The sequence below is a fragment of the Parafrankia sp. BMG5.11 genome (assembly GCF_004337455.1).
The window spans coordinates 1-25,121 of the sequence record NZ_SJXI01000022.1 but is presented as its reverse complement, the minus strand read 5'-3'; the positions used below and the strand labels follow the sequence as shown (position 1 = coordinate 25,121).

Here is a 25,121-nt window from a genome sequence, read left to right as displayed (position 1 = left end):
ACCAGTCAGCGAAATCGTCGTAACGCTGTCGCATCTGACAACCCGAGCAGAGATCGCCACGCCCCGCCACATAATTGACGGGCGACCAGGTCGGATCCGATGACGCCGGACCAGCGACCGGCCACCACCACCGACCCGGCAGCTCCCATCAGGCGTCGAGGACGACGTCGGTGACCGGGGCCGTGACGCACGGGAGGATCTCCCCCTCGGCCAGGTCGCACGTGGGGTCCGAGAGGTAGTGGACCGTCCCGGACACCAGCGTGGACCGGCAGGTGCCGCACACCCCGCTCCAGCACATCGAGTCGAGCTGGACACCGGCCGAGTCGGCGAGCAGGAGAATCGTGTCCTCCGCCGGATCCCAGCGCAGTTCCCGGCCCGAGCGGGTGAACGTCACCCGCAGGTCCGACAGCCGGGACAGCAGGTCCACGGGATGGCCGGGTTCGCTGCCGCGGCCGAGGAGACCCGGGCCGTGGGACTCGCCGAGGAACGCCCGGCGGTCCGCCGGGAGGGCGTCGAGGCCCACCGGGGTGAAGCCGTGGCGGTGGAACCATCCGGCTGCTGCCCGGGGCAGCAGGACGACCTGGTCGAAGCCGGCCGCCGCGGCCCGGGTGAGGGCGCAGGCCAGCAGCAGTCGACCGAATCCGCGTCGCCGCCAGTCACGCGCCACCCAGAGGTCGTGCAGCTCCGCCGTCCCCGCCGTCCCCGCTGCTCCCGCTGCTTCCGGGGTCAGCGGTCGCAGGCCCACGGTCGCCACCACCACGTCGTCCACCGTCAGGACGTGGAACTCCGCCGTGTCGGCGACGTCACCGGGGCCGCGCCGGACGGGAATCCGTCCGACGGCGGAAGGTGCGGCAGCGGACGGTTCGACGGCCTGGGGGTCGGAGATCGAGTGGACGTCCGCCAGGTCCTCCGGGCGGGCCGGCCGGAAAACCACGCGCAGCGGGGTGTCCCGGGCCGAGCCGACCACGAACCGGACGGGGACGGCGACGTCCGCCCGGGGCCGGAAACCGGCGTGGGGGTGCGTGATGCTCACGTGGTCTCCCGCTGGGGTGCGCAGACGGCCTTGTCGAGGACGGTTCCGTCGACGACAGCCGTTTCAAGGGCGACGGTTTCGAAGGCGACGGTTTCGAGGGCGTGGACCACCCAGCGACGGTCCGCGGCCGCCTCCGAGGTCCGGGTCTGCGGCATGAGCTGCCACAGCCGCCACAGCAGGCCCGCACCGACGACCAGAGCGACGCCCCCGCTGGCGGTGACGAGCCACGGAAGTGGCAGGAACCCCGCGCCGGCGGCCACCAGCAGGCCGGCCAGGGGCATCGAGGCCAGGTTCAACAGCACGACCACGCCGACGACCCGGCCGAACTCCGCCTCCGGGACCAGGCGGGCCCGCACCACGCGGATGAACACCGTGAAGACGCTTTCGGCCGTCAGGAAGGCGACGGCCAGCACCACGAACCAGCCGAACCCCGGTGCGACACCCAGCGCCGTGCACGCGGCGAGGGAGAGCAGGGCCGAACAGACGCCGACCGCGACCAGCCCCATCCGGTTGATCACCCGGCTGGTCACCGCGAGTACGGCCATCGAGGCGAGGCCGCCGAGCAGGTAGACGATTCCGAGGGCGCTGCCGCTGCGCCCGTGGGAGGTCTGGACGAGCGCGGGGCCGCTGGCCAGCAGCAGGCCGAGGGCCAGGTTCACCGTGAAGGCGACGGCCACGACGAGCCGCAGCACCGGCGAGCCGAAGACCCGCCGGACACCGGCGGCGAGATCGGACCGCAGGTCGGCGAGACGCAGCGTCGTCGCGGGGGCGGCCGCGTCGCCGCCGACACCCGAGGCCCCATCCGCCGGGGGGTGGTCGGTGCGCGGGAGGGTGCGGGCCAGCAGCAGGCTGACGGTGAACAGGGTGGCGATCACCGTGACGGTCGCGGCCGGGCCGGCCGGCAGGAGCGCCGCGCCCACCGCCGGCCCGGCCAGCAGCATGGCCTGGTCGATCCCGCCGAGCAGCGACTGCGCCCGCTGCATCCGCGCCGGGACGACCAGCACCAGCATGGCTTTCTCGCCGGCGACGAACGACTGCTCGAACGACGCCCCGGCGATCAGGGCCAGCACGATCAGGCCGGTCCGTGACGCCGACGGGTCGACCGTGACGAGCAGCGCGACGAGCCAGGCCGCCGCGCACCGCACCCCGTCGCTGACGACGTAGACCCGCCGGAGCGAGAAACGGTCGACCAGCGGGCCGGCCAGGGGCAGGGAGGTCAGCCGGGGCAGCCACTCCACAAACAGGGCCACCCCGGACCAGGTCGCGCTTCCCGTCGCCTCGTAGACCAGCACGGGGACGGCGAACTGCAGCAGCTGGTTCGCCAGCGCCCCCACCGCGCGCAGCACGAAGTAGGTCCGCAGCGGCCCCCCGCGCCCCCCGTCGTCGTGGTCGCCCGGTGTCATGGTGCGCACGTCATCCGGCGGCGGCGACGGTCCGGGACGGCGATGACCCCGGCGTCGTCGCCGTCGCCGGTTCGGCTGTGGCCGCCGGTGCTGACCGCCCCGCCGGTACCAGTGGTTCCGTGACGATCCGGTAGCCGTCGATGATCCTGAGGATCGCGGCGCGGACGGTCGCCTCGTCCGGTCCCAGCAGTCGGAAGCTCCCGCCGACGTCCTCGTAGCCGCCCGTGCCGTCGAAGACCCGGCCCGGCACGGGGATGCGCTCCGCGACGATCTCGGGAACCCGGTGCCGCATCGACGTGACGCTGACCAGGCGGCTCGGCCAGGGCCGTGGCTCCGGGAAGATCAGCCACCCGCCGGACGGCGCCGCGAGGCCGGTCGCCGGCCCCTCCCCCCGGGGCCCCTCGCTCAGCGGCCCGCCGGCCGGCGGACGTCCGAGGGCCGGCAGAGGCCCGAGGGGTGGCAGGTCCAGCGCGGCGCGGAACGCCTCACCGACGAGATCGACGCCGAACAGGTCACGGTGCAGGAACGGAACCTCGGCGCCGCCGGAGCGCATACCCACCTCGAGGAAGACGAGTTCGCCCGCGGCCGGTTCGATCAGTTCGAGGTGGAACGTGCCGTCGGCCAGTTCCAGCGCGTCCAGGCAGCGGGCGGCGAAGGCGACCGCACGGTCACGTCGCCGTCCCGGGTCGAGCAGGACCGATCCCAGCGGCGCGCCCGCGACGAAGTCCAGGCAGGTGTGCACGTACTCGGACACGCTCACGAAACGGAGCCGTCCGCCGCGGCGGACCCCGTCGACGTGCAGGATCGGCCCGTCGACGTACTCCTCCGCCTCGAACCCGGCCGCCTCGAACCTCCCCGCCCCGGATCCGGCCGTCCCGGGGTCGGACGGGTTGGACGCTGGCGGGTCGACGGCCGACAGGGCGGCGTGCAGCCCGAGCCGGGAGCGCACCTTCACCACGCCCACCGACGCCGCCCCCGAACGTGGTTTGAGGATCAGCGGCAGGCCGAGCCGTTCCACGACGACGTCGACGTCCGTCGCCGAGGTGAGTTCGACGAACCGGGGGACGGCGAGTCCGGCGGCGGCGACCATCGCCTTCATCGTCGGCTTGTCCCGGAAACGGTGGACGAAGGCGGGCCGGGCGCCGGGGACGTCCAGGTGTTCGCGCAGGCGGGCGGCGGTGGTCAGGTCGTACTCCGACAGGCCGGCGACGCCGGCGAACGGGCCCCACCGGGCCGCCAGCTCCCCCGCCACCGGCAGGACGGTCTCGAACCGGGTGTCGGGCACGACGGCGATCTCCAGCGGCTCGTCGGCGTCCGCGGGACGTTTGAACCGGCTGCCGTCGACGGCCGGCAGACCGCCGGGGGTCGTGATGTGCACCAGCCGGCAGCCCGGCGGGGTGTAGCGCGCGTAGTCGCCGAACTCGTCACCGAACCGGTTGAGGACCAGGTGAACCGGGGTGCCCGGGCGGATCCGGCCGGAATCGGATCCAGGCCCGGCCCCGGCCCCTGGGCTGGGCCTAGTCAAAGCGCACCTGCTCGCCGAGATGGTGCCAGCGCTGCTCCGCCTCGGCGGCGGAGTCCGCGACGAAGAGCACGTGGCCGAGCCGGCACCGGAAGTCCTCCGGGGGCGCGATCGGCTCACCCGGCGCGACCGCGACCGCGACGTCCCACACGCCGGGCTCGCGCCCCACCGCGTCCAGGCCGCGGACCGACGAGTAGCTGGCCAGCCCGGGGGCGGTGAAGAACCGGATGCCCGCGTGCTTGGCCTGCGGGGCGCGCACGGCCACGTCGGCGTCGAGACCGGCGGCGAGGGCGACGGCGGCCCGCGGCAGCGAAACCCCCGTCACCGCCTCGACCAGGTCGACGATGTGGTCGCCGGGCAGCCGCGCGCCGAGCTCGATCAGTACCGGGTCCCCTCCGCCGGCGAGGCGCAGCTCGCAGTGGAACGGCCCGGTGGTGACGCCGAGAGCGGCGGTGACGGCGGCGACGTACCGGTCGATCTCCGCGCGGGCCGGGGGCGGGAGGTCGGCGGGCACGAGATGCCCGGTCTCGACGAAGAACGGCTCCGGTCCGAGCATCTTGCGGGTCACCGCCACGACGGTGCTCCGCCCGTCGGTGACGTAGCCTTCGGCGCTGACCTCCGGTCCGGCGATGTACTCCTCGACGAGGACCCGGCCGTCGAGTGCCCGGCCCAGGTCACGGCGCGGGTCGTCGACCATCCGACGGTGGGCGGCGCGCAGGTCGGCCAGGGTGTCCGCCCGGGTGACGTGCACACTGCCCGCGGAACGGGTCGGTTTGACCACGCACGGGAAGCCGACGTGGTCGGCGGCGGCGGCGAGTTCCGCCGCCGTCGCGGCCACCGCGTGGCGGGGCACGCGCAGACCCGCGGCGGCGACGGCGCCGCGCATGAGTTCCTTGTCGCGGCAGGCCTCGGCGGCCCGGACGGGCAGCGTCGGCCGGCCCAGGCGGGCGGCGAGCCGGGCGGCGGCGGGGACGTAGAACTCGAACCCGGGCAGCACCGCCGCCACCCACCGGCCGGCGACCGCGGTGAGGACGGCGTCGTCGAGCGCGCGGTCGTCGTTGGTGTCGACCCGCACGACGGTGCCGGCGCGCCGGACCGACGGTGACAGGGTCCGGTCCTCGGCGTCGAACGACGCGACCACGACCTCGAACCCCAGGTCCGTGGCCGCTTTCACGAGTGCCTCCCCCGCCGACATCGGCTCCACGACGACGACGGTCCCGGGGCCGTCCTGGCCCCGGCCCTGGCCCGCTGTCGCCGCGGGGGTGGCTGTCACCGGCGGCCGGTCGGTGAACGGTGCGCCGGACATGTCAGGAGCTCACGAGCTGGGCGGACGAGCGGTCCCGGTCCTGGTCCTGGCCCTGGTCTCGCGCCGTCGCGGCGTGGAGCTCACCGAAGTAGTCGCCGATGAGGGAGACGAAGGTGTCGAGATAGCTCTCGGCGGTGGCCGCGGTGCTCCAGGTCTCCACCGCCCGGCTGACCACCCGGAACATCAGGTCGTCGTGGTCGTGGGTCGTGTCGAACTCGATGTGGGTCTGCGACCCGCGGACGAGGTCCGCGCCGAACTCCTCGGCCGCCCTGGTGGTGATGATCTGGTTGTAGCGGTCGGAGTACCACTCCACGAACCAGTCCCACACCGTCGTCGGCGCCGGGCCCTCCTTGTCCGCCGCCAGCCGGAGGAAACCCATCAGCTTGTTGGTCGACGGAAAGACCGGTGTCCGGTCGAGCTGCTCGACGGGGAAACCGAACCGGACGAGGTCGCGGGTGAACATGTGTTCGTGGCCGAACTCCTCGGCGAGGTACTTCGCGAGGTTCGCGGCGAGCGAGTCGTCCTTCGAGCCGACGCGGAACAGCGCGTAGGTGTCGACCTCGTTGTTGAGGCGGATGCGCAGCACCGTCTCCACGATGTGACGGACGTAGTAGTCGCGCTCGATCCAGGTTCCTTCGTGTAGTTCACGCATCCGGGGCACCCGGTCGAACTCCCGCTCCATGTACTCGGCGGCGAGGTTCTCCAGACGCACACGACTCAACGTTGACATGAGTTCTCCCCAAGCATCGACAGACCGTGGTCTCCGACATTCCCGAGACGGCGGCCGGCGGCGGCCGTCCGTCTCCGTTACCTCCAGCGTTCCGGAGAACGGCGGGAGCGGTTCCCTCGCACCGACGCAGGTGACGCCTTCCGAAACCCGACGACCGTGCGGTGCGACCGAACATAACCAGGAGATCCATTCGATTCAAGATCGAGTTCTGTCGAAAACCGGTGGGCGTGTCGCGGCGACGTCCTTTTCGGCCGGCAATACACCGGGATCCGGCGCCGTCGGTCCACAACAGATGGACCGGTTTTCCTGTCGTGCCCGCCGGTGAACGCGGGTGCTGTCTTCAGCGCGACGCCGTACGTGCTTGCCGACCGCGCGCCGCGCGTCAACCGGCCGGCGGGCCGGCCTGCGGACACCGCCCTCGCCTCGCCGGCTGGTTGACGCGATCCCGCGCGGCTCGCACCACCGGCCGGACCCCACCTGGTCGTTTCTGACACCACAAAGACCCGGTGGCGTGACGGACGATCGCGGCGGCCGGTCGGCCTTCTCGGGGCGGACGCTCCCGACTTCGCTCGGTGATGGCCGGGTGCGGCGCGGCTGTCAGATAGTCGGTCGTGTACCTGCTCCCGCTCGGATCGGAGCCTCCGTGAAACGGCCCACCAATCCCGCTCTTCGCCGCGCCCCCGCGACACCGGTTGGCCGGCACGAAATCCGCGGCGGCACATCGGGCTGCTCCGGGTTGTTGGTCCCCACGTCGACGCGATCAGTGCTCGGCCGGGGAACGGACGTGTGACAACGAAAGGCAGAAAAATGGCTGTTTACAACACGGAGATTCAGTACGGCGGCCAGAACGCCGACTGGCGCAAGGACGCCGACCTGCAGATCGTCATCGGCAGCCGTTCCAGCGTGGTGCCGCAGTCCGGCCGGCCGGCCACCGGTACCCAGGTGAGCTGGTCAGGCCCGCAGGGCAACGGGAACATCACCTTCTTCGACGACGGCGCGCGTTTCCAGGGTGCCGCCGAGTTCCCCGGCGAGGGCCCGGTCGGCTACCGCGGAACCGCCGCCTCCTGAAACCCCTGACGCCTTCTCCGCCCGGTGGCCGCGAACGATCGGTGATCGCGAACGACCGAGCGGCCGGTGGGTGACGTCTGCGGCGGTCCGGCCTTCGTACCGGACCGCCGCAGACGGGGATGGCAGGCTGGGACCCGTGGCCGCCGTGGTTGTCGCCGGTGTGGTGAACGTCCAGCAGACGATCCCGGTCGAGGGTTTCCCGGTGCACTACAGCCCGGTGCGCTACGCCCACTCCCCGCTGCGCCTCGGCGTCGCAGGGGTCGGCGGGAACGTCGCGCGAGGCCTGGCGGCGCTGGGCGACGAGGTGCGCCTGGCGACGTTTCTCGCGGACGACGACGCCGGCCGCCTGGCCCGGGACACCCTGGCCCGCGAAGGGCTCGCCGGCCCAGGGGTGCTGCGCGCGGACGCCACCGCGCAGTCCGCACCGGCCGGTACCCCACCAGCGCCGAACTCGACACGCTGGCCGCCGACGCCCCGAACGATCCGGGGTGAGCTCACCGCGTCCGTCCGGACGACGGCACGCCGTCCGCGGCCGGCGGCGTCAGCTCCCGGCGTCGCCCGCCGTGGTGGTGACCTCGTCGCGCAGCACGGTCGCCAGCAACGTGCGGGCCAGCCAGTCCTGGTAGTCGGTGCGGCTCCAGCCGCGCTGGCGCAGCATGCTGTCGACGGCCGGTGAGATGAGCGTCCAGACCACGTCACGGGCCGCGTCCACGGACAGGTCGTCGCGGAGCAGGCCGACGCTCGACCAGTGACTGACCGCGGCCGTCGCTCCCAGCAGCCGTTCCCGGTCGATCGTCGCGGCGAACGCTTCGAGTTCCGGGTCGCCGCCGCGGGTGTTGAGCACGATGTCCAGCAGCTGGCCGATGCGGCCGGCCACGGCGCCGGCCATCGCCGCGTACGCCCGGGCGGAGTCCCGGGCGCCGTCCGCCGCCCGCATCGCCTGTGCCTCCGGTCGGTCCGCGAAACTGATCGGCTCGTCGTCACCGGCGAGGGTGACGTCGTACACCGCCTTGAGTAGGCCGGCTTTTCCCTCGAAGCGCTTGTAGACGGTCTCCTGCGAGACGCCGGCCGCCGCCGCGACCGCCCGGATCGTGGTCCCGGCATAACCGTGGGTCAGGAACGACTCGCGGGCGGCAGCCAGGACGCGCTGCCGGGTCTGCCCCGCGGCCACCTGGCGTGACCGGTTGTCGTACACGCGACCCGCCTCGATGTCCGATGACCATGGAATTCGATACAGCCTACTGTCATCCTTGGATACAGCCAGCTGTACTGAATAAACGGATCGGAGATCACCTCATGGCCACGGTCACCACTGCCTCGCGGAACTCGACCACCGCCACCGGTGCGTCGGCCAGCGTGGCCGCTCCGGCGGTCGCTCCCGTCATCGTCCGGGCGCCCCAGCCGGCGACCACGGGGCTCGACCGCGGCGTGCTCGTCGACGTGACGGTCCGCCACATCCGCGCGATGGTCGAGGGCGACCTCGACGACTTCATCGCGCTCACCCATCCCCAGGCCGTCAACCGCGAGGCGCTGAGCGAGCCGCCGGCCGCTCGCGGACTCGGCCCCGCCGCGTTCCTCGCCACCGCCCACTGGCTGCGCACGGCGTTCTCGGACATGTCCTTCACGATCGAGGAGATCCTGGTCGAGGGAGATCTCGTCGTGACCCACGGGACCATGTCGGGCCGCCACACCGGCGACCTGGTGGCGTGGACGCCGAACGGCGAGATCGAACGCGCCTTCGCGCCCACCGGCCGCTCGTTCACCGTCAACCACGCCCACTTCCTGCGGTTCCGCGACGGCCTGGTCGTCGAACACTGGGCGGTGCGCGACGACCAGGGACTGGCCCTGCAGGCCGGCTGGATCCCGCCGACCCCGGCGTTCCTGCTGCGCTGCGCGATCGCCACCCGGCGGGCCCGGCGCGCCGCGAAGGCCGCCGGCACCGGCCGTGCCTGACGCCCCCAGCGGCCGGCGCCGCGCCGGTCGCGCGGCCTCGCGGCGGACCCGGCCGGCGACGAGCATCCGCGGCCGGGTCAGACCGAGGAGTAGGCGTCCCAGGCGTCGAGGGCGGCCTGGAGGCGGCGGGTGAAGGTCGCGTCGAGGCCCTGGCGGCCGGCGATGTGCCGCAGGTAGTCCTCGGCGCCCTGCAGCAGCCCGGATTCGGGATGGGTGAGGATGATGCCGCCCTGGCTGCCGTACTTCTCGATGTGGCTCCACGAGTCGATGTCCGGACCGCCGTCGGCCACGGGAAGGTGGCCCTCGACGAACTGGTCCTCGCGGTTGTGGCACCCCCAGGTGAAATCGTGGAGGGCGCAGGCCGGGCAGGCGATCGTCCCGACCATCAGGGGGAAGCGGCGGACCCACTCCCGGTCGAGGGCGTAGGCATCCGAGTCCGGGGGGATCGTTCGGCGGCACAGACAGCAGGCGAGGAGGAAGCGGGGACGCGTCACCTGGCCTCCAGGGATCTCTAGCTACTCGACAGATCGGGTCGTCAGCCACGGCCGTCGCCCAGCGCTCCGACGTAACTGATCTTTGCGGCCCAGAGACAGCATGCCGGTGATGTCGGCGGATGCGCCCCGATATCCACACGCGGACCACAGGTCCGCCACTGTTTTTCGCCTGGTGGAGGTCTCCACCGAGTTTGGATCGTGCTCCTTGCCGCAGGAGGGCGGTCCGGTCGTGGCGTCGCGCGTCGAAGGCGCCGAAGGTCGCGAGGGCTGCTACTGGACCGTTCGTGCCGGTCGGACCAGCGAGCCCGCCGAATATCGCGTTAAGTGCAGAAGGTTATAAAATGGTTACCTTATGCGAGGAAGATTACTTGATCGATCGTTCCAGTAATCGGTAGTGTGGCGACCGTGTCGCGGGAGAGGAAATTCGATGCCGACGCGGTGCTCGACGCGGCCATGGAGCTGTTCTGGAACCGCGGCTACGAGGCGACGTCCGTAGCTGATCTCGTGGAGCGGCTGGGTATCGGGCGGGCCAGCCTCTACGCGAGCTTCGGCAGCAAGCACGACCTGTACCTGCGCGCACTCGACCGGTACGTGCAGAGACGAGACCCGGCCATCGTCGAGGAACTGTCCCAGCCGGGGCCGGTACTGCCCGCGGTGCGCCAGCTTGTCCGCCGCTACGCCGACCAGCCCGCCGCGCCGGGGCAGCGCGGCTGCATGGTCGTCAGTGCCGCGCTGGAACTCATGCCGCACGACGCACAGGTCGCCCGCCGAGTGGAAGGCAGCTGGTTCACGCTGCGCGTCGCCCTCACCGCCGCGCTGACCCGAGCCAGGGCGCAGGGGGAACTGGCGGTCGACACCGATCCGCTCGCGCTCGCCGACTTCCTGCTCGTCGTCCTGCAGGGGCTGCGGGTCGTCGGCACCTCGGCCGCGCTCGACGGCGGTCTGCGGCCGGCGGTCGAACAGGCGCTGTCCCTCCTGCGCTGAGTCCCCACCGCACCGAGCGCCCGCCACCCCGCGCCCTCACCGCACCGGACCAGGTCGACCGGCCGTGGGCCGACGACTGGCGACCATCCCGCTCTCCGCGTCCGCACGGGCTGTCACCTGACGACCTGCCACCCGATCCGCCCGTCAAATTCTGAACCGATCATTCCACAAAGAGGAACGGTGAGAAGCAGCGCGCGGTGGAGCGACGGACCCCCACGCCACTCCTACCCCCGGCGTGTTCACGGCAGCCGCCCGGATCGCCGCCCTCAGCGCGATCACGCTGACCTCCACCAGCCTGGCCGCCATGGGGCTTCGCCGCCCCAGGTCCGCCACCGCCGGTGCCACGGACCTCCTCCCCCACCGAACCGAAATCGACGGCGGAACCACAGCCTGAGCCCGGCCCCTTGGGCGTCCGAGCAGCGCGATAGCCGGGCCGGCCGAGCGGAGCACGTCCACGGTGTCTGGAGACAGAAGGCGATCAGGTGGGTGGTCGGCGTTCACTCTGCCGGGCGCCAGGTGCCGGGGTCGTCGGGGTCGATGCCGGCCCATCGCAGGGCGGCGAGGTCCAGTGCGAGCAGATCGCCGGGTTCCGCACCGCGGAGGAGCTCCTTGTAGGCGCGGAACGCCAGGTCCGCGGCCAGGCGCTCAGCCTCGTCGCCCCGTATCCGCCGGCCGGCCAGCAGCCGCTGTTCCACCTCGTCGGCGAGCAACAGCGTGGCGTGCTCCGCTTCGAAGGTTCGGCGTTGCTCGCGGTGTTCCCGCTGACTCCTGCGGGCGGCCGTCTCGGCGAACAGCTCGGCCATCCAGCCCGGCGGTTCGCTGGTCATTGCCCGCCACGACCGCGCCTGCGCGACGGTCAGCGGCCCGTCGACGCCCGCCCGCCGCATCGCGTCGGCCACCGTGCGGATCGGGATGCCGAGGATCTGCGCGACCGGGATCGGGCAGCGGGCGCGATCGGCTCGGCGCTGCGCGGGGGTCCGTCCCGATGTCGCCACGGTCAACGCCTCACTTCTTCGGGCTCCTCCTGCTGGGGCTGGCGGATGGCCGCCGGCCTTCGAGTACACAACGGCAGGGCGACCTGACGAAGGACGCTGATGATGTTCCTGCCGCAGGCGGCGGAAGGTCCGCGAGCGCCCGGCGCAACCGCGCGATCTCCAAACCAGGGCTTTCAGGTGTAGCCCGTCCGTCCGCCTCGGATCAGCGGTCAGCCGGCAGTCACGGCCATTCGCCATTCTCGGTGAGTCGCTTGTAGCGCTGCTGTCGGCGTCGGGCGTCCCGCATCAGCGTCGGCACCGCGGGCACGGAGAGGCGAGGGAAGAGATCCACGAAGCGCATCATCGGACCCCGCCGGCGCGGCACGATCGTCACCGGGCGGGGGCGTTCGGTGAGGCGGCCGACCACGCGGCCGATCACGTCGGCGGTGAGCAGTGGAGCGGTGAAGGAGGCCGCGGCTTCGGGATCGTCGATGCGGTTCCCCACCAGCGGGGTCCACACGCCGCTGGGGCAGACCGCGCAGATGTCGATGCCGCGGTGGCCGCCGCGCCGCAGGTCGAAAAGCGTGCTGAGACTGAAGGCCATCGCCGCGTGCTTGCTCGCCGCGTAGACCGCCTGCCCGGGCGTCGCCACGATCCCCGCGAGCGAGACCACGTTGATCACTTGACCCCGCCCCGCCGGGACCATGTGAGCCAGAGCGGCGATCGTGCCGTTGATCGTCCCGGTCGCGTTGACGGCGAGAACACGCGCGTTGCTGGCGTCGTCGACCTCCCAGGCGTAGCCCACGGCGAGTACGCCGGCGTTGTTGACCCACAGGTCGAGGTGACCGTGCTCGGCGACGACCGCGTCGGCAAGCGCGCGGCTGGCGTTCGTGTCGGTGACGTCGAGCACCGCCGCGCGGCACTCGGAACCGAGGCCCTCGATCACCGGCTCGGCGATGCCGAGTTCGACGTCGGTCACCCAGACCGCGAAGCCGAGTCGCGCCAGCTCTGCCGTGATGGCCCTTCCGAGCCCACCCCCGCCCCGGTGACGACCGCAGTCTTCATCGGCTGCATCCGGAGACGGCGACGGAGATCCAGATGATCGCGAAGCTGTTAGCTACGCGCGCCCTGCGGTTTTGGACCGGCGCGATGATTCCGACCTTGTCGGCCGATTCGGAACCGATGGTCTGCTTCATGTCTCGCCCCTTCCCACCAGTCGCCTCGAAGGGGAGGCTACGCCGGCCCAACGGATGCCTTGTGGACAACGAGTGGACGCTGTCACGGGCACCGGTTGATTTCCTTCAGCAGCTCCTCGGCACGGAAGGCGAACAACTGCGCCTCGCACTCGACCACATCCCTGAGACCTGGCCACCGTGGCCCGCGACGAACTCACCCGCGCAGGGCCTGCCCCTGCCGGTTGTCCAGGCCGAACTGACCGCTATTCCATGATCCGGAGCGATGGGCATACCTTCACCTTTCCCGCGGGATACCTGCTTGGCCGAGATGGCACGCGGTCATCGTTGACGTGATGAGGTCCGGGTTGAGTGGTCGCACCGTCAGCCTCTGATCTGTCTGTGTCCGGATCGCCCTACCAGGCCGGCGTGGGCTCCGGCCTGGTAGGCAGGATCAACTGGCGTCAGGACGGTTTCTTCACCGCGATTGCACTGACCGCGTCGTAGAGCGACCAGACAGAGCGGGTTCGCGTGTATCCAGGAAACCTGGAGATATGGTGGTCATCCACGAACCAGCTCTCGGGGGTTGCGAAGGCGTAACCGTTGTTCTCGATGTCGTAGATCTGGACCGCGCACCCCTCACCGAGCTTCAACGCCTTTTCCGCGATGCCCTTGTCCTTGACCTTGGCGCCGATTCGGAATGCTCCCGCGGCGGCCAGGAAGGCGATACCCGGGATCACTTCGTTGATTTCTGTGGTCCTCAGTGAACTAGGGTAGATACTGAAATCCGGCTTGAGGATGATCGGACCACCCATCAGGTTCCCCTCGGGATCCCTGAACCGGATGAATGAATCCAGGGTGTTCTTCAGGTGAGTACGGGCGTGGTTCAGATCGACGACATCAGGTAGGCCGAGCTCCATCGCGACGAGCTGACCGGCGAAGGACTCGAGCCAGATGGCGTCCGGCGGTGGCACCGGCTTGAAACGGCCCCTGATCGTACCGGAACGATCACCGATCCCGCCGGTGCCGTCGCAGTAGCGGTATCGACCGGTGGCCGGGTTCCAGAAGATCCTCTCAAATTCCTCCTTCGCCGCCGCCAGCTCCTCGTCGAGTTCCTTCTGTATCTCGGGCGTGGCCTCGTCGACACCGAGTCGGGCAGCCTGGGGCGTCAGCGTCGAGAGGATTTGAAGCGACAGCAGATACAGCCCGCAGTTGTAGATTCCGTGACCGTTCACGACGGCCTGATCCATGGTGTTCGGCGGGTTGTTGGATGCCGGGTCCGCCGGCAGGTGAGAGCCGGTCGGACGGAAGAACTGAGAGTATTTCAACGCCTTCAGCATCGGCGCGTATCCGTATTCCAGCAGATCGTCGTCGTCGTAGAACTTGATCAGTGCATACGTTCGGTAGATGAGCTTGTGCGGGCAGTCACGAAAGGGATCTCCGGCTTCGTCCGCGAACAGATCACCGAGATCCGTGGCGGGCGGAGCGGGCGGATTTCCCGCTGTGGGCGGCTTGGAGAACGGGAGATTCTGGAACGACGCCGTCTGGGTGATGTAAGGTCCTGAACTTCTGAAGGTCTGCTGAATCACGCGCCCGATTCCCAGCGGATTCTGCCTGACCATCTGGAGTAGCGGGCGAACACGGCCCAGCTCCATGCTGCGGAACAGCTTCGCGAAGACGAGGTAGCCGGAGCTGTCCATGTCGACTTCGTTCGTCTGTGCTCCACCGCCCCCGCCATCGGTGTGAAAATAGATGTGGGTGTCCGGGATCGCGGATCCCAAACGAGGCGAGGTGCCCTCCTCGGCACTCATCGGCATCGTGTTGCTGACGAGCCCGGACTCCCAGAATGACCCATTGAAGATCATGTGATACAGCTCGTTCAGAGACGCCTTGCGTAGCCACGGCGGAACCTGTGGATTCTCGGCGATCGGCTTCCACCACGACTCGACGACGGCGAGAGAGTCATCGTACCGGGCCAGCTCCTTCCGGGCGATGGTGAAACCCTGCCTGAAGGGGTACGAGTCCTGGAGGTAGTCGTTGGTCCGGGATGTCTTTCCACCGAGGAACGCCGTGTACCGACGCATCCAGACGGCCCTCGTCGTAGCGTCTTCCCCGTCGTAATAGACCTGTGGGAAGTCCCAGGAAAGGGCGAAGCGAAGAGTCTGTGTCTGGTCGGGCTCCAGGGTGAGCGCCACGGCAACCGCGCCGGCCGAGGCCGAGTGGTCGATGTCGCCGTTCGGCAGCTTCCCGTCCGCGCCAGCTGCGGAGAACGGGGCGTAGATGTCGCTCCCGTCGCCCGATCCGTCCCATGAGGTGCAGTAGGTGAGCGTCTGCCCGGCGAACGGATGCGCGGCGATGGTCCACTCTGACGTCACGGTGTCCGGCGTGTTCTCCGGGGAGTCCGAGCCGAGGGTCACCCCGCCTATACCCGACGCGGAATCGCGATCGAACCTGCTGTAGAGACCAGTCCGTACCGAACCCGTGGCGAAGGCCGGGGCGTTGGGGAACGTCAGCATGACCGAAAGCTTGATCGGCTTCTCGGTGGGATTGTTCAGCAGCATGTCGAAGAATGCCACCGGCATCGACGTGCGCTCGTCCTCGTTGGCCACGATCGGTGACCAGATCTTGGTGGAGACCTTTGACTGGAAGCCGTTGTAGGTCATGTACCCGAACGGGAATAGTACAGCGTAGCTGCCGTCCCCGGGCTTCAGTGTTTTCCAGGCGGGCAGGACGCCGCCAAAAGTGCGGTCAGGGGCGGTGTTGGTGTGCGGCACGGCCAGTGTCCTGACCGACACGCCCCCGTCGCCTCCGACGACCTCCTCGCGTACGTGGAACGCCGCCTGCGTGAGGGTGCGCATCTCCCAGAACTCTGTGGTCGGCTGCCCGCCCATGTTCCACGGCCCGAACGTCCCGCACTGGTTGAGCATGAAAGAGCCGCCGCCGACGCCCCCGAGTGGGAGGCCCAGACCGGGTACGGACAGGCCCGCCCCCACACTGCGGAAGACAGGGTTCGGGACTCCTGTCCTGCACTGCTGATCCCCGAGCGCGTTGCAGGATCCCGCCGGCACCGCGCCGAGCTTGCGTACGTAGGCAGCCTCGGGCACAGGGTGAACGACCGGCTTCACTGCGGCCGCGGGTTCGCTTCCGGTGCAGGCAGCAAGCGCACCGCCGAACGCCGCCAGGCCGGCCGCCGCAGCTGTGCCGCGCACGAAGGTCCTGCGCGAGACGCCACCGCCACTGTGTGCGCCGGATAATTCTCTCTCACCCATCACGCCGCCCTTCCGAAGGTGAAGTTCGTCTGTTGGTGCGAGGCCCGGCAAGGCGGTGCGAAGATGACCTCGCCGGGCTGGTGTCACGACGTGGCCGCCGAGGAACAGGCGCCGCCGTCAGGGCTGAACTGGTTCCACTCCCCGAGCACACCGTCGAAGCTCCGCCGTGGAGCAACGGTGTCGTGCCATGTGGCGAGGGCCTAGGACGGTCGCGGCACAACCGACGTCCCGGGAATGTCAGATATTCCCCGCGGGATGGTGCGCATCTCCCAAAAGTCCGACGACCGCGAACGCCCTGGTCCACGGCTCGGAGGGCCCCGACAGGTTATGGCGGAGCCAACCGACACCGCCGGGCGGAATGCCCTGACCGGGCACGCTCAGGCCTGCGAGCGCATACAGGCCCCTCCGCACGCCAGTGGCGCACACCCGGTCGCCCATCGCACTGGCAGGGCCGGCCCTCGCGAAGCCCCAGACGCGGACATACGCCGTCTCTCAAACACTCAGGCCTCCGTCGGCCCTTGTCGGCCCCGGAACCGCCGCGATGGGCGCGAACCCGCCGAACGCCTCTGCGGTGCCGAACCGGCGACGGGCATGGCACTCCCGAGGATGATCACCCTGTGCGGAAGACCTCGACAGCGCCCGCCGCAACCCCTCTGGGATCTTCCGGTGGTTCCATAGCAGTCCCCAGCTCCACGTTCGCTCCATCACGTCACCAGCCTGAGCCGTCTCAGGGGCCGCTCGTCGTCCGCCGGGAAGCCGAACCACATCTTCCTGACAGGTCTGTATGGTTATTCGGAGGTCGCGCCTTGTCAAGCCCATCGGGAGTGCCCGGCTGATGCCACCGAAGAAGGGAACGCCGAACCGCCGGGGGGTCGCCCGGCGGGAGCAGATCCTCGACGCAGCCGTCGAGCTGTTCGCCCGGTACGGCTACCGCGGGACCGGGCTCCTCGAGCTGGCCGAGCGCATCGGCATCAGCCACAGCGGGATCCTCCACCACTTCGGCACCAAGGAGGATCTGCTCCGCGCCGTCATGGTCCGGCGCGACGAACTCGTGGATCAGGCGGCGACCGACTACGCGGGCAAGGGCATCTTCGGCGCCCAGGACCTTCAGACCCCAACCGAACCCGACATCGTCATCCGACTGGTGACCGTCCTGCGGGCGGAGAACCTCGACCCAGAGGACCCCCTGCACGACTACTTCGACCAGCGCGACCAGCAGACCCGCGGCCTCATCGCCGACGAGATCCGGCGAGGGCAGCAACGCGGCGAGATCCGCAGCGACATCGACGCCGCGGCGAAAGCCACCGAGATCGTCGCCGTCGCCCTCGGGATCGAAACCCAGTGGCTGCTCAACCCCACCCTCATCGACCGATCCGCGATCCTCCGCTCCTACCTGCGGGCCCTTCGCGACGACCTCACCCGCCCGGACGCACCCCGACAGCAGACAGAGACGCCGAAGTAAGTCCGGCCCATCCGCGGCTTCGGCGGCACCCGGGGACGAGCGCTCGTTGCACCACCCCTGATGAACGACGGTTGTGCAGACGAGGCCGACGGGCCGCCTCGACCTCCCGCCGGAAACGGCGGCGGTACTCCTGGTCCCCGGCCCGATCCGGCCTGATCACCTTGACCGCGACCGGCCGCCCCCGCCGGTCGCGCACGTGGTAGACAGCGCCCATCCCGCCCACGCACAGGCCGATGACGGTCGGCTCGTGCGGCAGCAGGGGTCCCCGGGGGACGATCACCCCGGCCGCCGGAACCGTGCGCCCCTCCGGGTACGGCACCATGCCAGACGACTGTGTCAGCCTCTGACCTACCCGGTGGGTGAGCCCGCCGCCGGGCCGCGACGCGGCGGCGATGGCGCGAGATCGAACTCCAGGTGCAGGGCGGTCAGGCCACGCAGGATGAAGGTCGGCAGGTACTCGTAGCGGCGGGCCGCAGGCCCACGAGCAGCAGCCCGCTCGCCCTCGAACACGCCAGCGAGACTCGATCACCGGCGGAGAGAGTCCAACTACCAGCCGCGTTGTGTGCCGGGGCAGTTCCGCGGTTGTGTGGTGGTCTTCGGAGGACGATGTTCTTGGTCGCGGCTGTCAGGACCAGGCCTGCCGCCGACCTCCTCGCTCGCGCTCAGATGATCCGGAGCTCCTTTGGACTGGCGATCCACCAGCGCCGACGTCAGGTAGTAGCCGTCGTCGTCCCGCGCCACCTGCTTGTCGCCTCTCGGCAGGGCCCTCATGAGGAAGCCCCAGGGGGAGAGCGCCCCGTAGAACGTCCGCCGCAAAAGCGGACGGTCTACCAGACTCGATCTTGAGCACCGTTGCAGGTCATGGCGCCGACGCGACCGGGCCTACCGAGCTTCGTTGCCATACGAGGCCCATACCTTGTGGCAACGTCCGTGAGCACAGGCCTCGTGACCTCCCACCCGGAAATCCGAAACAGACCGTCACCGAGATCGCATGGCTCCGTTGCCACACCCGTTGCCATAAAACGATCAACCTGTGATCGACAAATCCCGTCATTTCCGCAGGTCAAAAGGGTGGGCAGGGGCGGGGTCGAACCGCCGACCTTCCGCTTTTCAGGCCGAACTGACCGTCATTTCAACGTCCGTGGACGTACGTTTTCGGCCGTGGAAGGCCGCTGACGTACGTGGTTGTTCGCCAGCGTTGCTACACCCGTTGCTACACCTCCACCCGGGGCGGGAAGCGGCGGGGCGGCCCGTGTGGGAGGGCCTTCCCGTAACACAGCGTCCAAGGCAGGCTGATCCGGCGCTCTCCGCCATACCCACCCCGAGGTACCTGGCGCGCCCCGCGATCAGTTTCCTGCCGTTGGGGGCGGCTCTGGAGCCCGCCGACTGCACGGTCAACCCATACCCCGCAGCCAGGGGGCGGTGACGCGTGAACCCAGCAACAACGACATCCGTAGATTCGAACGTGGATGCCGATTCTCGTGTAGCAGCGGCATCGATCGCGAAGCTCGTCACCCTGATAATGGCGACCGTCGTCGGACTTACATTCCTGTTCGGATTCGGCAACGTGCTCGCGCTCGGACTCCGTCTTGGAGTCCCGATCTGGGTCGCTCCCCTGGTCGCTCCGGCTGTCGACCTGTCCGTCGTAGGGCTCTTGCTCGGCACGCGGCACTTGGCCCTGCACGGCGGCCCGGTCGATGTGCTGCGGTCAGCGCGACGTCTCCTCATCTTCTCCAGCATGGTAACGCTGGCGTTGAACGTTGCGGAACCCCTCATCGCCGCGGACTACGGCAAGGCCGCGTTCGACGCTGTCGGCCCACTGCTCCTTATCGGATGGAGCGAGGTCGGCCCCAGCATGCTCCAGGCCATGCACCAGACGGGCACCAGCCAGAAGGCGGCGCTCGGACAACTGGGCCCACCCGGTATCGAGGGAGAAATGGAACCGGTAAGTCATTCCGGTGCCCTCGTACCGTCGGCGCCACGAACGCTGGACCTACAGGAGCAGACCGAGTTCAGACCTCCTGGGCACCGACGGCGGGCCGCTGAACAGGATCTACTTCACCGCGCACGCGCCGAGGGCACTCTCCATTGGGAGACCCACCACCGTCCGATCTCCGCCGAAACCCTCCGCAAACGTCTCCGCATCGGCGCAAAGACCGCACGCAAGCTCGTGGCACAGCTACGAACCGATACGCGCACCCAGCTCGCCCCTGTCCTCGGCGGGGAGATTCCTGCAGTGCCGAACCAGCCAGAAGAGAGATCGTAGGTCTTTGGGGCGTGCGTGCGAATCGCTCTCGATCCAAGCGCACGCCCCTTGGACGCCCAGCTCTCAGAAGGAGCTGAATGCCGTGGGCTGGTCGCCGGGCTTTATGTTCGGTGCTCTCCATCAACCTCGACGGGGAGTGTCGGTGGCATGGGAAGCGGCGTCCTCAACGGCGGATTCTTGGAACACGTCGGGGATGCCGTCGCCATCCTGATCGATCGTTTCTTCTTCCTCGATCTTGCGGTACACGCGGTTACGGGTTCGGAGGACCACTGCCGCGAGCAGGGCGGAGGTCAGGGATCCGAGGAGGATCGCCGCCTTGGCGTGGTCGTTGCGTTCGGTCCCGTCACCGAACGCCAGCTCACCGATGAGCAGCGAGACGGTGAAACCGACCCCGGCGAGCAGGGCGACACCGAGGACATCCCACCAGGACAGGCTCTGGTCCAGCTCGGCATGCGTGAACCGAGCCAGTAGGAACGTGGAGCCCAGGACCCCGACCAGCTTGCCGACCACGAGCCCCAGGGCTATGCCCATGCCCGCGGGGTCGCGCAGCGCCGCGCCGATCCCGCCGTCGCCCAGCGACACCCCGGCCGCCATCAACGCGAAGATCGGCACGGCGATGCCGGCGGACACCGGACGCCAGAGATGTTCGAGTCGCTCCGACATCCCCACCCGTTCCCCTGGCTCCGGGCGGGCGGGTACCGCGAATCCCATGAGCACCCCGGCGATGGTCGCGTGCACCCCCGAGGCGTGCATGAGCGCCCACGCGACGACGGCGAGCGGCAGCAGCAGCCACCAGCGGCCGGCACCCCGGTTCACCAGGAGGGTGAACAGGATGATCGTCGCGACGGAGCCGGCCAGCGGCGCCGGGCTGAGCGAGTCGGTGAAGAACACCGCGATGATCGTGATGGCGAGGAGGTCGTCGACGACGGCCAGGGTCAGCAGGAACGAGCGGAGCGCGACCGGGAGATGGGTGCTGATGATGGCCAGCACGGCGACCGCGAACGCGATGTCCGTCGCCGTCGGCACCGCCCACCCCTCAGGCGCCCCGTCCGCGGACAGGCTGTTGACCAGGGTGTAGATCAGGGCGGGCATCGCCATCCCGCCGACCGCCGCGATGATCGGCAGGGCCGCGCGGCTGGGTGATCTCAGCTCGCCGAGGACGAACTCGCGTTTGAGTTCAAGACCGACCACGAAGAAGAAGATCGCGAGCAGTCCGTCGGACGCCCAGTGCGCCAGGTTCAGGCGCAGATGCAACGCCTCCGGCCCCACGTAGGCACCGGTCAGCGTCGCGTACGCCGCACGCCAGGGCGAGTTCGCCCAGACCAGCGCCACCACCGCGCCGGCCAGGAGTAGCAGGCCACCAACGGTCTCGCTGCGTAGCACGCCGGTGACCTGCTGAGCACGGAACCAGCCCGGCCGCGTCAGGAGCCGGGTGGGAAGAGCACCGGACCGGCCCCGGCCCTCCGGCGTCGGGGTACCAGACGGTGCGGCGGACATCCACATCCCTTCGAGAAATCCAATCGCATGCGGTATCTCTCCGCGCGTCCCATGACCACCTCGAACCGGTCACACAACGCACACAGACCAGACGCATCCCCATGCCGACCAGACTTCCCGGCGCACCGTCTCCCACCATATCGGCCCGACTGGCCGGGGCACAGTGGCCTGCCCTACGACCCGGAGCACGCCCGCAGTCGGCTCTCCCTGTCCCGCGCCGACCCGGATCGAGTGTCGATGATGGAGGGAAGCCGCCGGAGGCGAAGATCCGGTAGGTATTCTCCCGGTCCTGAGGGTGAAAAGCGGCGACCTCGTACGGCACCAGGTCCCGTAGGCGTAGGCGTTCCTGGCTGATGCAGCCCAGCGCCGCCGAGGCGACCTGGACCTCGGGCCGCCGTGTCCGAGGTCCGGATCCGCCACCGCGATCTACCCGTTCTGCGCCGGCTGGGAGGCGTCGATCAGCAATCCCGAGCGGGCCGCTGCACCCCCGGTAGCCGACCACGATCAATGGTCGACGACGATGCGGTGCTCGGCAGGCAGCTCCTCACCGTCACGGGACACAACGAGCGGAGTCAGCGAACCGCGAACGTGATCATCTCGTTGGAGGAGCGGAACCCGTTGAACGCCGTTCCGGACCCGGTTGGATGGGCCTGCGGCGTTCCACAGGCTCATGCCGGCTGCCAGCACCGAGTGGCTATGGCCGACACCACGAGGTCCCGCTGCCCGGCCAGTGTCGCTCCGGCGAATTGTCCGCCCCGGAAGCGCTTGCGGGTTCAGAAGTAACCCGATAAGGTAGCTGTTGGTGTGCCGGGAAGTCTGGTCGGCGAAGCAATTCGTGCTGTCCAACGCTGTATTGCGCCGACCTTCCCTGGAGGCCTCTGGTCGTCCTCGATTTCATTGCCGTGTCCGGGCCGGAGCCCGGTCGTAGCCATTGTCGATACTCGTTCCGTGGGCTGGACGACATTCGCTGTCGTGCTGCCACGGATCATTTCGCGCTGCTCCGAAAGAGGACGCCGTGCCCTTCTCGGGATGCCCATGAACACCATTCCACCCTCTGTCGACCAGTTGAGGGCCGGCCGTATAACGGTCCCGACAAACGTTCTATGGGCGATCGTCCTGTGGTTCTTCTTAATGATCGACAGTATCGTCCTGAGTTTTTTCGTCGTCGGCCTGGCCGTCGCGTCGCATGACTGGTTGATCGGTGTCGCGCCGTTCGTCGGGATGCTGCTGGCCCTGCTCATCCCGGTCCTCCGGAGCGCCCGCCCACCGGGCCGGGTGCTACGACCGGACGATGAACCCGACCTTGTCGTTCTGATACTCCGGGCCTCCGAACGGATGGATTTCGGCGCTCCGCTCACCGTCCGGGTTCTACCGACTCCGGTGGCGCTGGTGCACCCAGGATTCGGTGGCCGGTCACCGAGCCTGCTCCTCGGCTGGCCCCTTCTGCGTGGGCTCACCGCCGCGCAGCTCACGGCCATCGTCGCCCGGGAGATCGCTCGTCATCAGCTGACCGGCTGGCGCGAAGGAGCGCTGGCGTCCACCCGCGGCATGGTCGCGCAGGCGCTCACCAGCCGCTTCCCGCCGCGCCGGGCCGTTTCCGCTGCGTTGCTGAACGCTACGCAACGGTACCGCTGGGGGGTGGAGCTCGCGGCGGACGCACGGGCCGCCGAGGTTCTCGGTGCCACCGAAGTCCGTTCCGCCCTGACCCGCGCGACGCTGGTCGCGGCGGCGTTCGACCACCTCGGCGGGCACTGGACCAAGGTCCTCGCCCAGCAGCGGACGTTCCCCGAGGACCTGTACGACGCCCTCGACGAGGCCCTTGATGATCCACACGTCGTCCGGTGGGTCTCCGCGGCCATCCTGACGGACGAGGCCAGGGATCCCTGGGCCGCGCACGCCCGGCTTCCACTGCAGCCGCGTCTGGCTGCCCTGGCGGAACTACCGGTGCCCGCTCCCGCCAGAGCTGAAATCGGCGACGCCGCGTCGCCGGGCACCGAACGCGCCGAGGCATCCCGCTGCCGGCCTGTCAGCCGGCCCGACGACAGGCCAGTGCGTATCCACCAAGCCGATGACCTGAACCGGTGGGCTCCACGGGAGCTGCTCGCCGACTCCAACCAGGTCGTGCTCCCGGCAAGCGTGCTGGAAAGTCCGGCAGACCTGTTCAAGCCCCTCGACGAGGCACGTGCCGACTTGCTGCGGGCGACGGGCCGGGGCACGGCGCCGGACGCGGTGACCGTCGCGGTCGATGCCCTGGAGTCCGGTCCACCTCCCGCTACCGCTCCTCGCCCGTCGGCAGCCAACGCATCGGGCGATGGGACCGCCCCCTTCCACACGTCAGGTGGAGTCCTCGTAGGTGCAACCCATGCGGGTGGCACGTGGTGGGCCCGAGCGAGGAGAGACATGGACTGGCGCGGGCTCGCCCGCCGCATCGAGCCCTCGATCCGCACCGAGCCACCGCCGGGGCGCGACGCGCTTGCCCGCGCGGTCCTCTCCGACTGCCTGGGCAACGTGATCAGCATGAGGCTGGTCGACTCCGGCTGGGAACGGGCGAGCCGATGGGTGACAGCTGTGGTCATCTCCCCCGACGGCCGGAGCGTTGATGTGCGGGAGCTGATCGAGCAAGCCGTGGATTCCGGCGACGCAACCCAGGTGCGGGCACTGATCGCAGCAAGCAACGACACCGAATTGATCATGGAGGCGGGGGCATGACGGGATCGACCACGCCCCCGGGACGAGACGGGCGGCCCTGTTCGCCCGGCGCCCGGTGCTGCGGGTGGCACTGTTCGGTATCTCGGTCGCTCTGGCCGGATTCACGGTGATCGCCGGTGACACCGCGTGGCGGGCGCACCGGTACGACACAGCCCGCGCCGAGGCGACCGCCCTCGCCGACGGCACAGTGGTCGAGGACCGGTACGAAGAGCACTTCGACCTCCGGGCCCGCTGGATCGACGCCACCGGTCGCGAGCATGTGCAACGGTTCGACGTCGATCATCGGTATCGCATTGGTGCGCGGTTCACCGTCGCCTACGACACGCTGCTTCCTATTACCTCATTGAACGACCTGCCCAACGACATCGGCCCCGGTGGGCGGCGAGCCCGACTCCCACCCCTCTGCGTCAGCCTCGGGGCCTCGGGCCGTCGCCAGGCGACGTGATTCGCGCTGCGCCGGTGGAGCAACATACGGCGTAGAAACGGGATCAAGGCGGCCGGCGTAGTCATCAGGAGATCGCAGGCACCCTGGTCAGCCGCTCGTGGGTCAAGTGACGCGCACTACGTCACATTCCGCCGCCCACCGACCACACGATGACCACAGCCAGTTGCCTGTGGTAGCAGGCTCCTCACTTCAAGTGCCTTACTCCCCGCATCGGTCAACTCTTACGTACGGGTAGAGTTAGGCACCGGAATCCACGGAGTTGGCGGAGGTAGGGCGTGGGGCGTCGCCGCGAGAAGTCCGGCGGTACGTCCCGTCGGTGGAGACTTGGGCTGCTCGGTGGGGGTGCCGCCGCCGCGATGGTGGCGGTTCTCGTCGTCGTGCTCCTGGTCGTGGTGGGCGGTTCCGAGGAACAGCCAGAGCCACCCGAGGGAATCCCGCAGACGACGATCGCCCCTTCGATGAGCAGCGGCCTGACCTGGCCGTCCGGGGCGAACGCCAACCCTCCACAGGACATCCGTACCTGGGAGACATGGATCGGCCGCCCCACGGACGTGGCCGTCGTGTTCACCGCCCGCAGGAACTGGCAGACCATCACCCAGGACGACTGGCCGATAAGCGACTTTCGGCCGAACGTCTACCAGGGGATGCTGTCGGTGGCCCAGCCGCTGTTCCCCGAGGACGGCAACGAGGCGGCATGCGCCCGCGGCGAGTACAACCAGCAGTGGGCAGCATTCGGCCAGACCCTGGTGCGCAACAGCAGGCCAGACGCGATCGTCCGGCCCGGCTGGGAGTTCAACGGAAAATGGTTCTGGTGGTACTGACGATTAATGTGTG

General features: G+C 69.5%; 22 protein-coding genes and 2 pseudogenes. 10 read left to right on the top strand and 14 right to left on the bottom strand.

The features are described from left to right. Nucleotides 1-148: 148 nt before the first annotated feature. From E0504_RS17205 to E0504_RS17185, 5 genes are read right to left on the bottom strand one after another with little or no spacing between them, the layout of a single operon-like run. On the bottom strand, nt 149-1,033 hold the full coding sequence (locus tag E0504_RS17205) for a GNAT family N-acetyltransferase (RefSeq protein ID WP_112105133.1): 885 nt from the start codon (nt 1,031-1,033) through the stop codon (nt 149-151). Next, on the bottom strand, nt 1,030-2,436 hold the full coding sequence (locus E0504_RS17200) for an MFS transporter (protein ID WP_112105141.1): 1,407 nt from the start codon (nt 2,434-2,436) through the stop codon (nt 1,030-1,032). Before E0504_RS17200 ends, E0504_RS17205 begins: the two co-directional genes overlap by 4 nt. A 10-nt stretch (nt 2,437-2,446) precedes the next feature. Further along, nucleotides 2,447-3,961: an acetyl-CoA carboxylase biotin carboxylase subunit family protein gene (locus E0504_RS17195; protein WP_112105132.1), complete on the bottom strand. Its 1,515-nt coding sequence runs from the start codon at nt 3,959-3,961 to the stop codon at nt 2,447-2,449. Next, nucleotides 3,954-5,264: an ATP-grasp domain-containing protein gene (locus E0504_RS17190; RefSeq protein ID WP_112105131.1), complete on the bottom strand. Its 1,311-nt coding sequence runs from the start codon at nt 5,262-5,264 to the stop codon at nt 3,954-3,956. Before E0504_RS17190 ends, E0504_RS17195 begins: the two co-directional genes overlap by 8 nt. 1 nt (nt 5,265) lies before the next feature. Beyond that, on the bottom strand, nt 5,266-5,994 hold the full coding sequence (locus E0504_RS17185) for a hypothetical protein (protein ID WP_165938536.1): 729 nt from the start codon (nt 5,992-5,994) through the stop codon (nt 5,266-5,268). Nucleotides 5,995-6,801: 807 nt separating this feature from the next. Here E0504_RS17185 and E0504_RS17180 point away from each other — a divergent pair. Continuing rightward, complete coding sequence (locus E0504_RS17180; RefSeq protein WP_112105129.1) at nt 6,802-7,062, top strand: hypothetical protein; 261 nt, start codon at nt 6,802-6,804, stop codon at nt 7,060-7,062. Further along, a pseudogene (locus E0504_RS53495) lies at nt 7,004-7,432 on the top strand (hypothetical protein); the annotation flags it as partial. The gene E0504_RS17180 and the pseudogene E0504_RS53495, both read left to right, overlap by 59 nt. Nucleotides 7,433-7,603: 171 nt before the next feature. On the opposite strand, the gene E0504_RS17170 reads toward E0504_RS53495, so the two are convergent. Beyond that, nucleotides 7,604-8,257, bottom strand: coding sequence for a TetR/AcrR family transcriptional regulator (locus E0504_RS17170; protein ID WP_235013711.1), 654 nt, complete (start codon nt 8,255-8,257; stop codon nt 7,604-7,606). A gap of 101 nt (nt 8,258-8,358) precedes the next feature. On the opposite strand from E0504_RS17170, the gene E0504_RS17165 reads away from it, so the two are divergent. Beyond that, entirely contained in the window at nt 8,359-9,015 is a 657-nt protein-coding gene (locus E0504_RS17165) for an ester cyclase (RefSeq protein ID WP_235013710.1), read from the top strand. Between the two features lie 77 nt (nt 9,016-9,092). Here E0504_RS17165 and E0504_RS17160 read toward each other — a convergent pair whose 3' ends face one another. Beyond that, a complete protein-coding gene (locus tag E0504_RS17160) occupies nt 9,093-9,509 on the bottom strand; it encodes a hypothetical protein (RefSeq protein WP_131625097.1) in 417 nt (138 codons plus the stop codon). Nucleotides 9,510-9,914: 405 nt separating this feature from the next. Here E0504_RS17160 and E0504_RS17155 point away from each other — a divergent pair, with 405 nt between their 5' ends. After that, nucleotides 9,915-10,493, top strand: coding sequence for a TetR/AcrR family transcriptional regulator (locus E0504_RS17155; protein ID WP_112105138.1), 579 nt, complete (start codon nt 9,915-9,917; stop codon nt 10,491-10,493). Between the two features lie 497 nt (nt 10,494-10,990). Here E0504_RS17155 and E0504_RS17150 read toward each other — a convergent pair whose 3' ends face one another. From E0504_RS17150 to E0504_RS53490, 3 genes are all read right to left on the bottom strand, one after another. Next, the gene (locus E0504_RS17150) at nt 10,991-11,494 is read right to left on the bottom strand and encodes a hypothetical protein (protein ID WP_071066358.1); all 504 of its coding nucleotides are present in this window, start codon (nt 11,492-11,494) and stop codon (nt 10,991-10,993) included. Nucleotides 11,495-11,708: 214 nt separating this feature from the next. Then, entirely contained in the window at nt 11,709-12,473 is a 765-nt protein-coding gene (locus tag E0504_RS17145) for an SDR family NAD(P)-dependent oxidoreductase (RefSeq protein WP_243657539.1), read from the bottom strand. A 55-nt stretch (nt 12,474-12,528) separates the two neighbouring features. Further along, nucleotides 12,529-12,663: a hypothetical protein gene (locus E0504_RS53490; protein ID WP_306769249.1), complete on the bottom strand. Its 135-nt coding sequence runs from the start codon at nt 12,661-12,663 to the stop codon at nt 12,529-12,531. 61 nt (nt 12,664-12,724) lie between these two features. Here E0504_RS53490 and E0504_RS17140 point away from each other — a divergent pair, with 61 nt between their 5' ends. Then, complete coding sequence (locus tag E0504_RS17140; RefSeq protein WP_131625095.1) at nt 12,725-12,916, top strand: hypothetical protein; 192 nt, start codon at nt 12,725-12,727, stop codon at nt 12,914-12,916. Between the two features lie 187 nt (nt 12,917-13,103). Here E0504_RS17140 and E0504_RS17135 read toward each other — a convergent pair whose 3' ends face one another. Continuing rightward, nucleotides 13,104-15,995 (bottom strand): GH116 family glycosyl-hydrolase, encoded by a 2,892-nt coding sequence (locus E0504_RS17135; RefSeq protein WP_131625094.1) that lies wholly within the window; start codon nt 15,993-15,995, stop codon nt 13,104-13,106. Between the two features lie 748 nt (nt 15,996-16,743). Between E0504_RS17135 and E0504_RS17130 the strand changes: the two genes are divergently transcribed. Further along, nucleotides 16,744-17,370 carry a TetR/AcrR family transcriptional regulator gene (locus tag E0504_RS17130; protein ID WP_131625093.1) on the top strand — a complete coding sequence of 209 codons (627 nt, stop codon included), beginning with the start codon at nt 16,744-16,746 and terminating at the stop codon, nt 17,368-17,370. An 88-nt stretch (nt 17,371-17,458) separates the two neighbouring features. Here E0504_RS17130 and E0504_RS52115 read toward each other — a convergent pair. Together E0504_RS52115 and E0504_RS50405 are read right to left on the bottom strand one after the other, a co-directional pair. Beyond that, nucleotides 17,459-17,692 (bottom strand): annotated as a pseudogene (locus E0504_RS52115) (serine/threonine protein kinase); the annotation flags it as partial. Between the two features lie 26 nt (nt 17,693-17,718). Next, nucleotides 17,719-17,880, bottom strand: a complete 162-nt coding sequence (locus E0504_RS50405) for a hypothetical protein (protein ID WP_160144234.1) — start codon at nt 17,878-17,880, stop codon at nt 17,719-17,721. 1,012 nt (nt 17,881-18,892) lie between these two features. Between E0504_RS50405 and E0504_RS17115 the strand changes: the two genes are divergently transcribed. Next, the gene (locus tag E0504_RS17115; protein WP_243657538.1) at nt 18,893-19,636 is read left to right on the top strand and encodes a hypothetical protein; all 744 of its coding nucleotides are present in this window, start codon (nt 18,893-18,895) and stop codon (nt 19,634-19,636) included. A 120-nt stretch (nt 19,637-19,756) separates the two neighbouring features. Here the strand turns inward: E0504_RS17115 and nhaA are convergent, their stop codons facing one another. Continuing rightward, nucleotides 19,757-21,133: a Na+/H+ antiporter NhaA gene (gene nhaA / locus E0504_RS17110; protein ID WP_243657537.1), complete on the bottom strand. Its 1,377-nt coding sequence runs from the start codon at nt 21,131-21,133 to the stop codon at nt 19,757-19,759. Between the two features lie 1,131 nt (nt 21,134-22,264). On the opposite strand from nhaA, the gene E0504_RS17105 reads away from it, so the two are divergent. The 3 genes from E0504_RS17105 (at nt 22,265) to E0504_RS17095 (ending at nt 25,108) form a co-directional block, all read left to right on the top strand. Beyond that, the gene (locus tag E0504_RS17105) at nt 22,265-23,842 is read left to right on the top strand and encodes a hypothetical protein (protein WP_131625090.1); all 1,578 of its coding nucleotides are present in this window, start codon (nt 22,265-22,267) and stop codon (nt 23,840-23,842) included. Nucleotides 23,843-23,906: 64 nt separating this feature from the next. Continuing rightward, a complete protein-coding gene (locus E0504_RS17100; protein WP_243657536.1) occupies nt 23,907-24,287 on the top strand; it encodes a DUF3592 domain-containing protein in 381 nt (126 codons plus the stop codon). Between the two features lie 275 nt (nt 24,288-24,562). Beyond that, nucleotides 24,563-25,108 carry a hypothetical protein gene (locus E0504_RS17095; RefSeq protein ID WP_131625089.1) on the top strand — a complete coding sequence of 182 codons (546 nt, stop codon included), beginning with the start codon at nt 24,563-24,565 and terminating at the stop codon, nt 25,106-25,108. The last annotated feature ends 13 nt before the right edge of the window (nt 25,109-25,121 follow it).

Coding starts and splice junctions, on each gene's coding strand:
- E0504_RS17200 (WP_112105141.1), bottom strand. CDS start 2,436: ATGACACCGGGCGACCACGACGACGGGGGGCGCGGGGGGCCGCTGCGG.
- nhaA (WP_243657537.1), bottom strand. CDS start 21,133: ATGTCCGCCGCACCGTCTGGTACCCCGACGCCGGAGGGCCGGGGCCGG.
- E0504_RS17165 (WP_235013710.1), top strand. CDS start 8,359: ATGGCCACGGTCACCACTGCCTCGCGGAACTCGACCACCGCCACCGGT.
- E0504_RS17105 (WP_131625090.1), top strand. CDS start 22,265: ATGATCGACAGTATCGTCCTGAGTTTTTTCGTCGTCGGCCTGGCCGTC.
- E0504_RS17115 (WP_243657538.1), top strand. CDS start 18,893: ATGGCGACCGTCGTCGGACTTACATTCCTGTTCGGATTCGGCAACGTG.
- E0504_RS17130 (WP_131625093.1), top strand. CDS start 16,744: ATGCCACCGAAGAAGGGAACGCCGAACCGCCGGGGGGTCGCCCGGCGG.
- E0504_RS17180 (WP_112105129.1), top strand. CDS start 6,802: ATGGCTGTTTACAACACGGAGATTCAGTACGGCGGCCAGAACGCCGAC.
- E0504_RS17185 (WP_165938536.1), bottom strand. CDS start 5,994: ATGTCAACGTTGAGTCGTGTGCGTCTGGAGAACCTCGCCGCCGAGTAC.
- E0504_RS53490 (WP_306769249.1), bottom strand. CDS start 12,663: ATGAAGCAGACCATCGGTTCCGAATCGGCCGACAAGGTCGGAATCATC.
- E0504_RS17190 (WP_112105131.1), bottom strand. CDS start 5,264: ATGTCCGGCGCACCGTTCACCGACCGGCCGCCGGTGACAGCCACCCCC.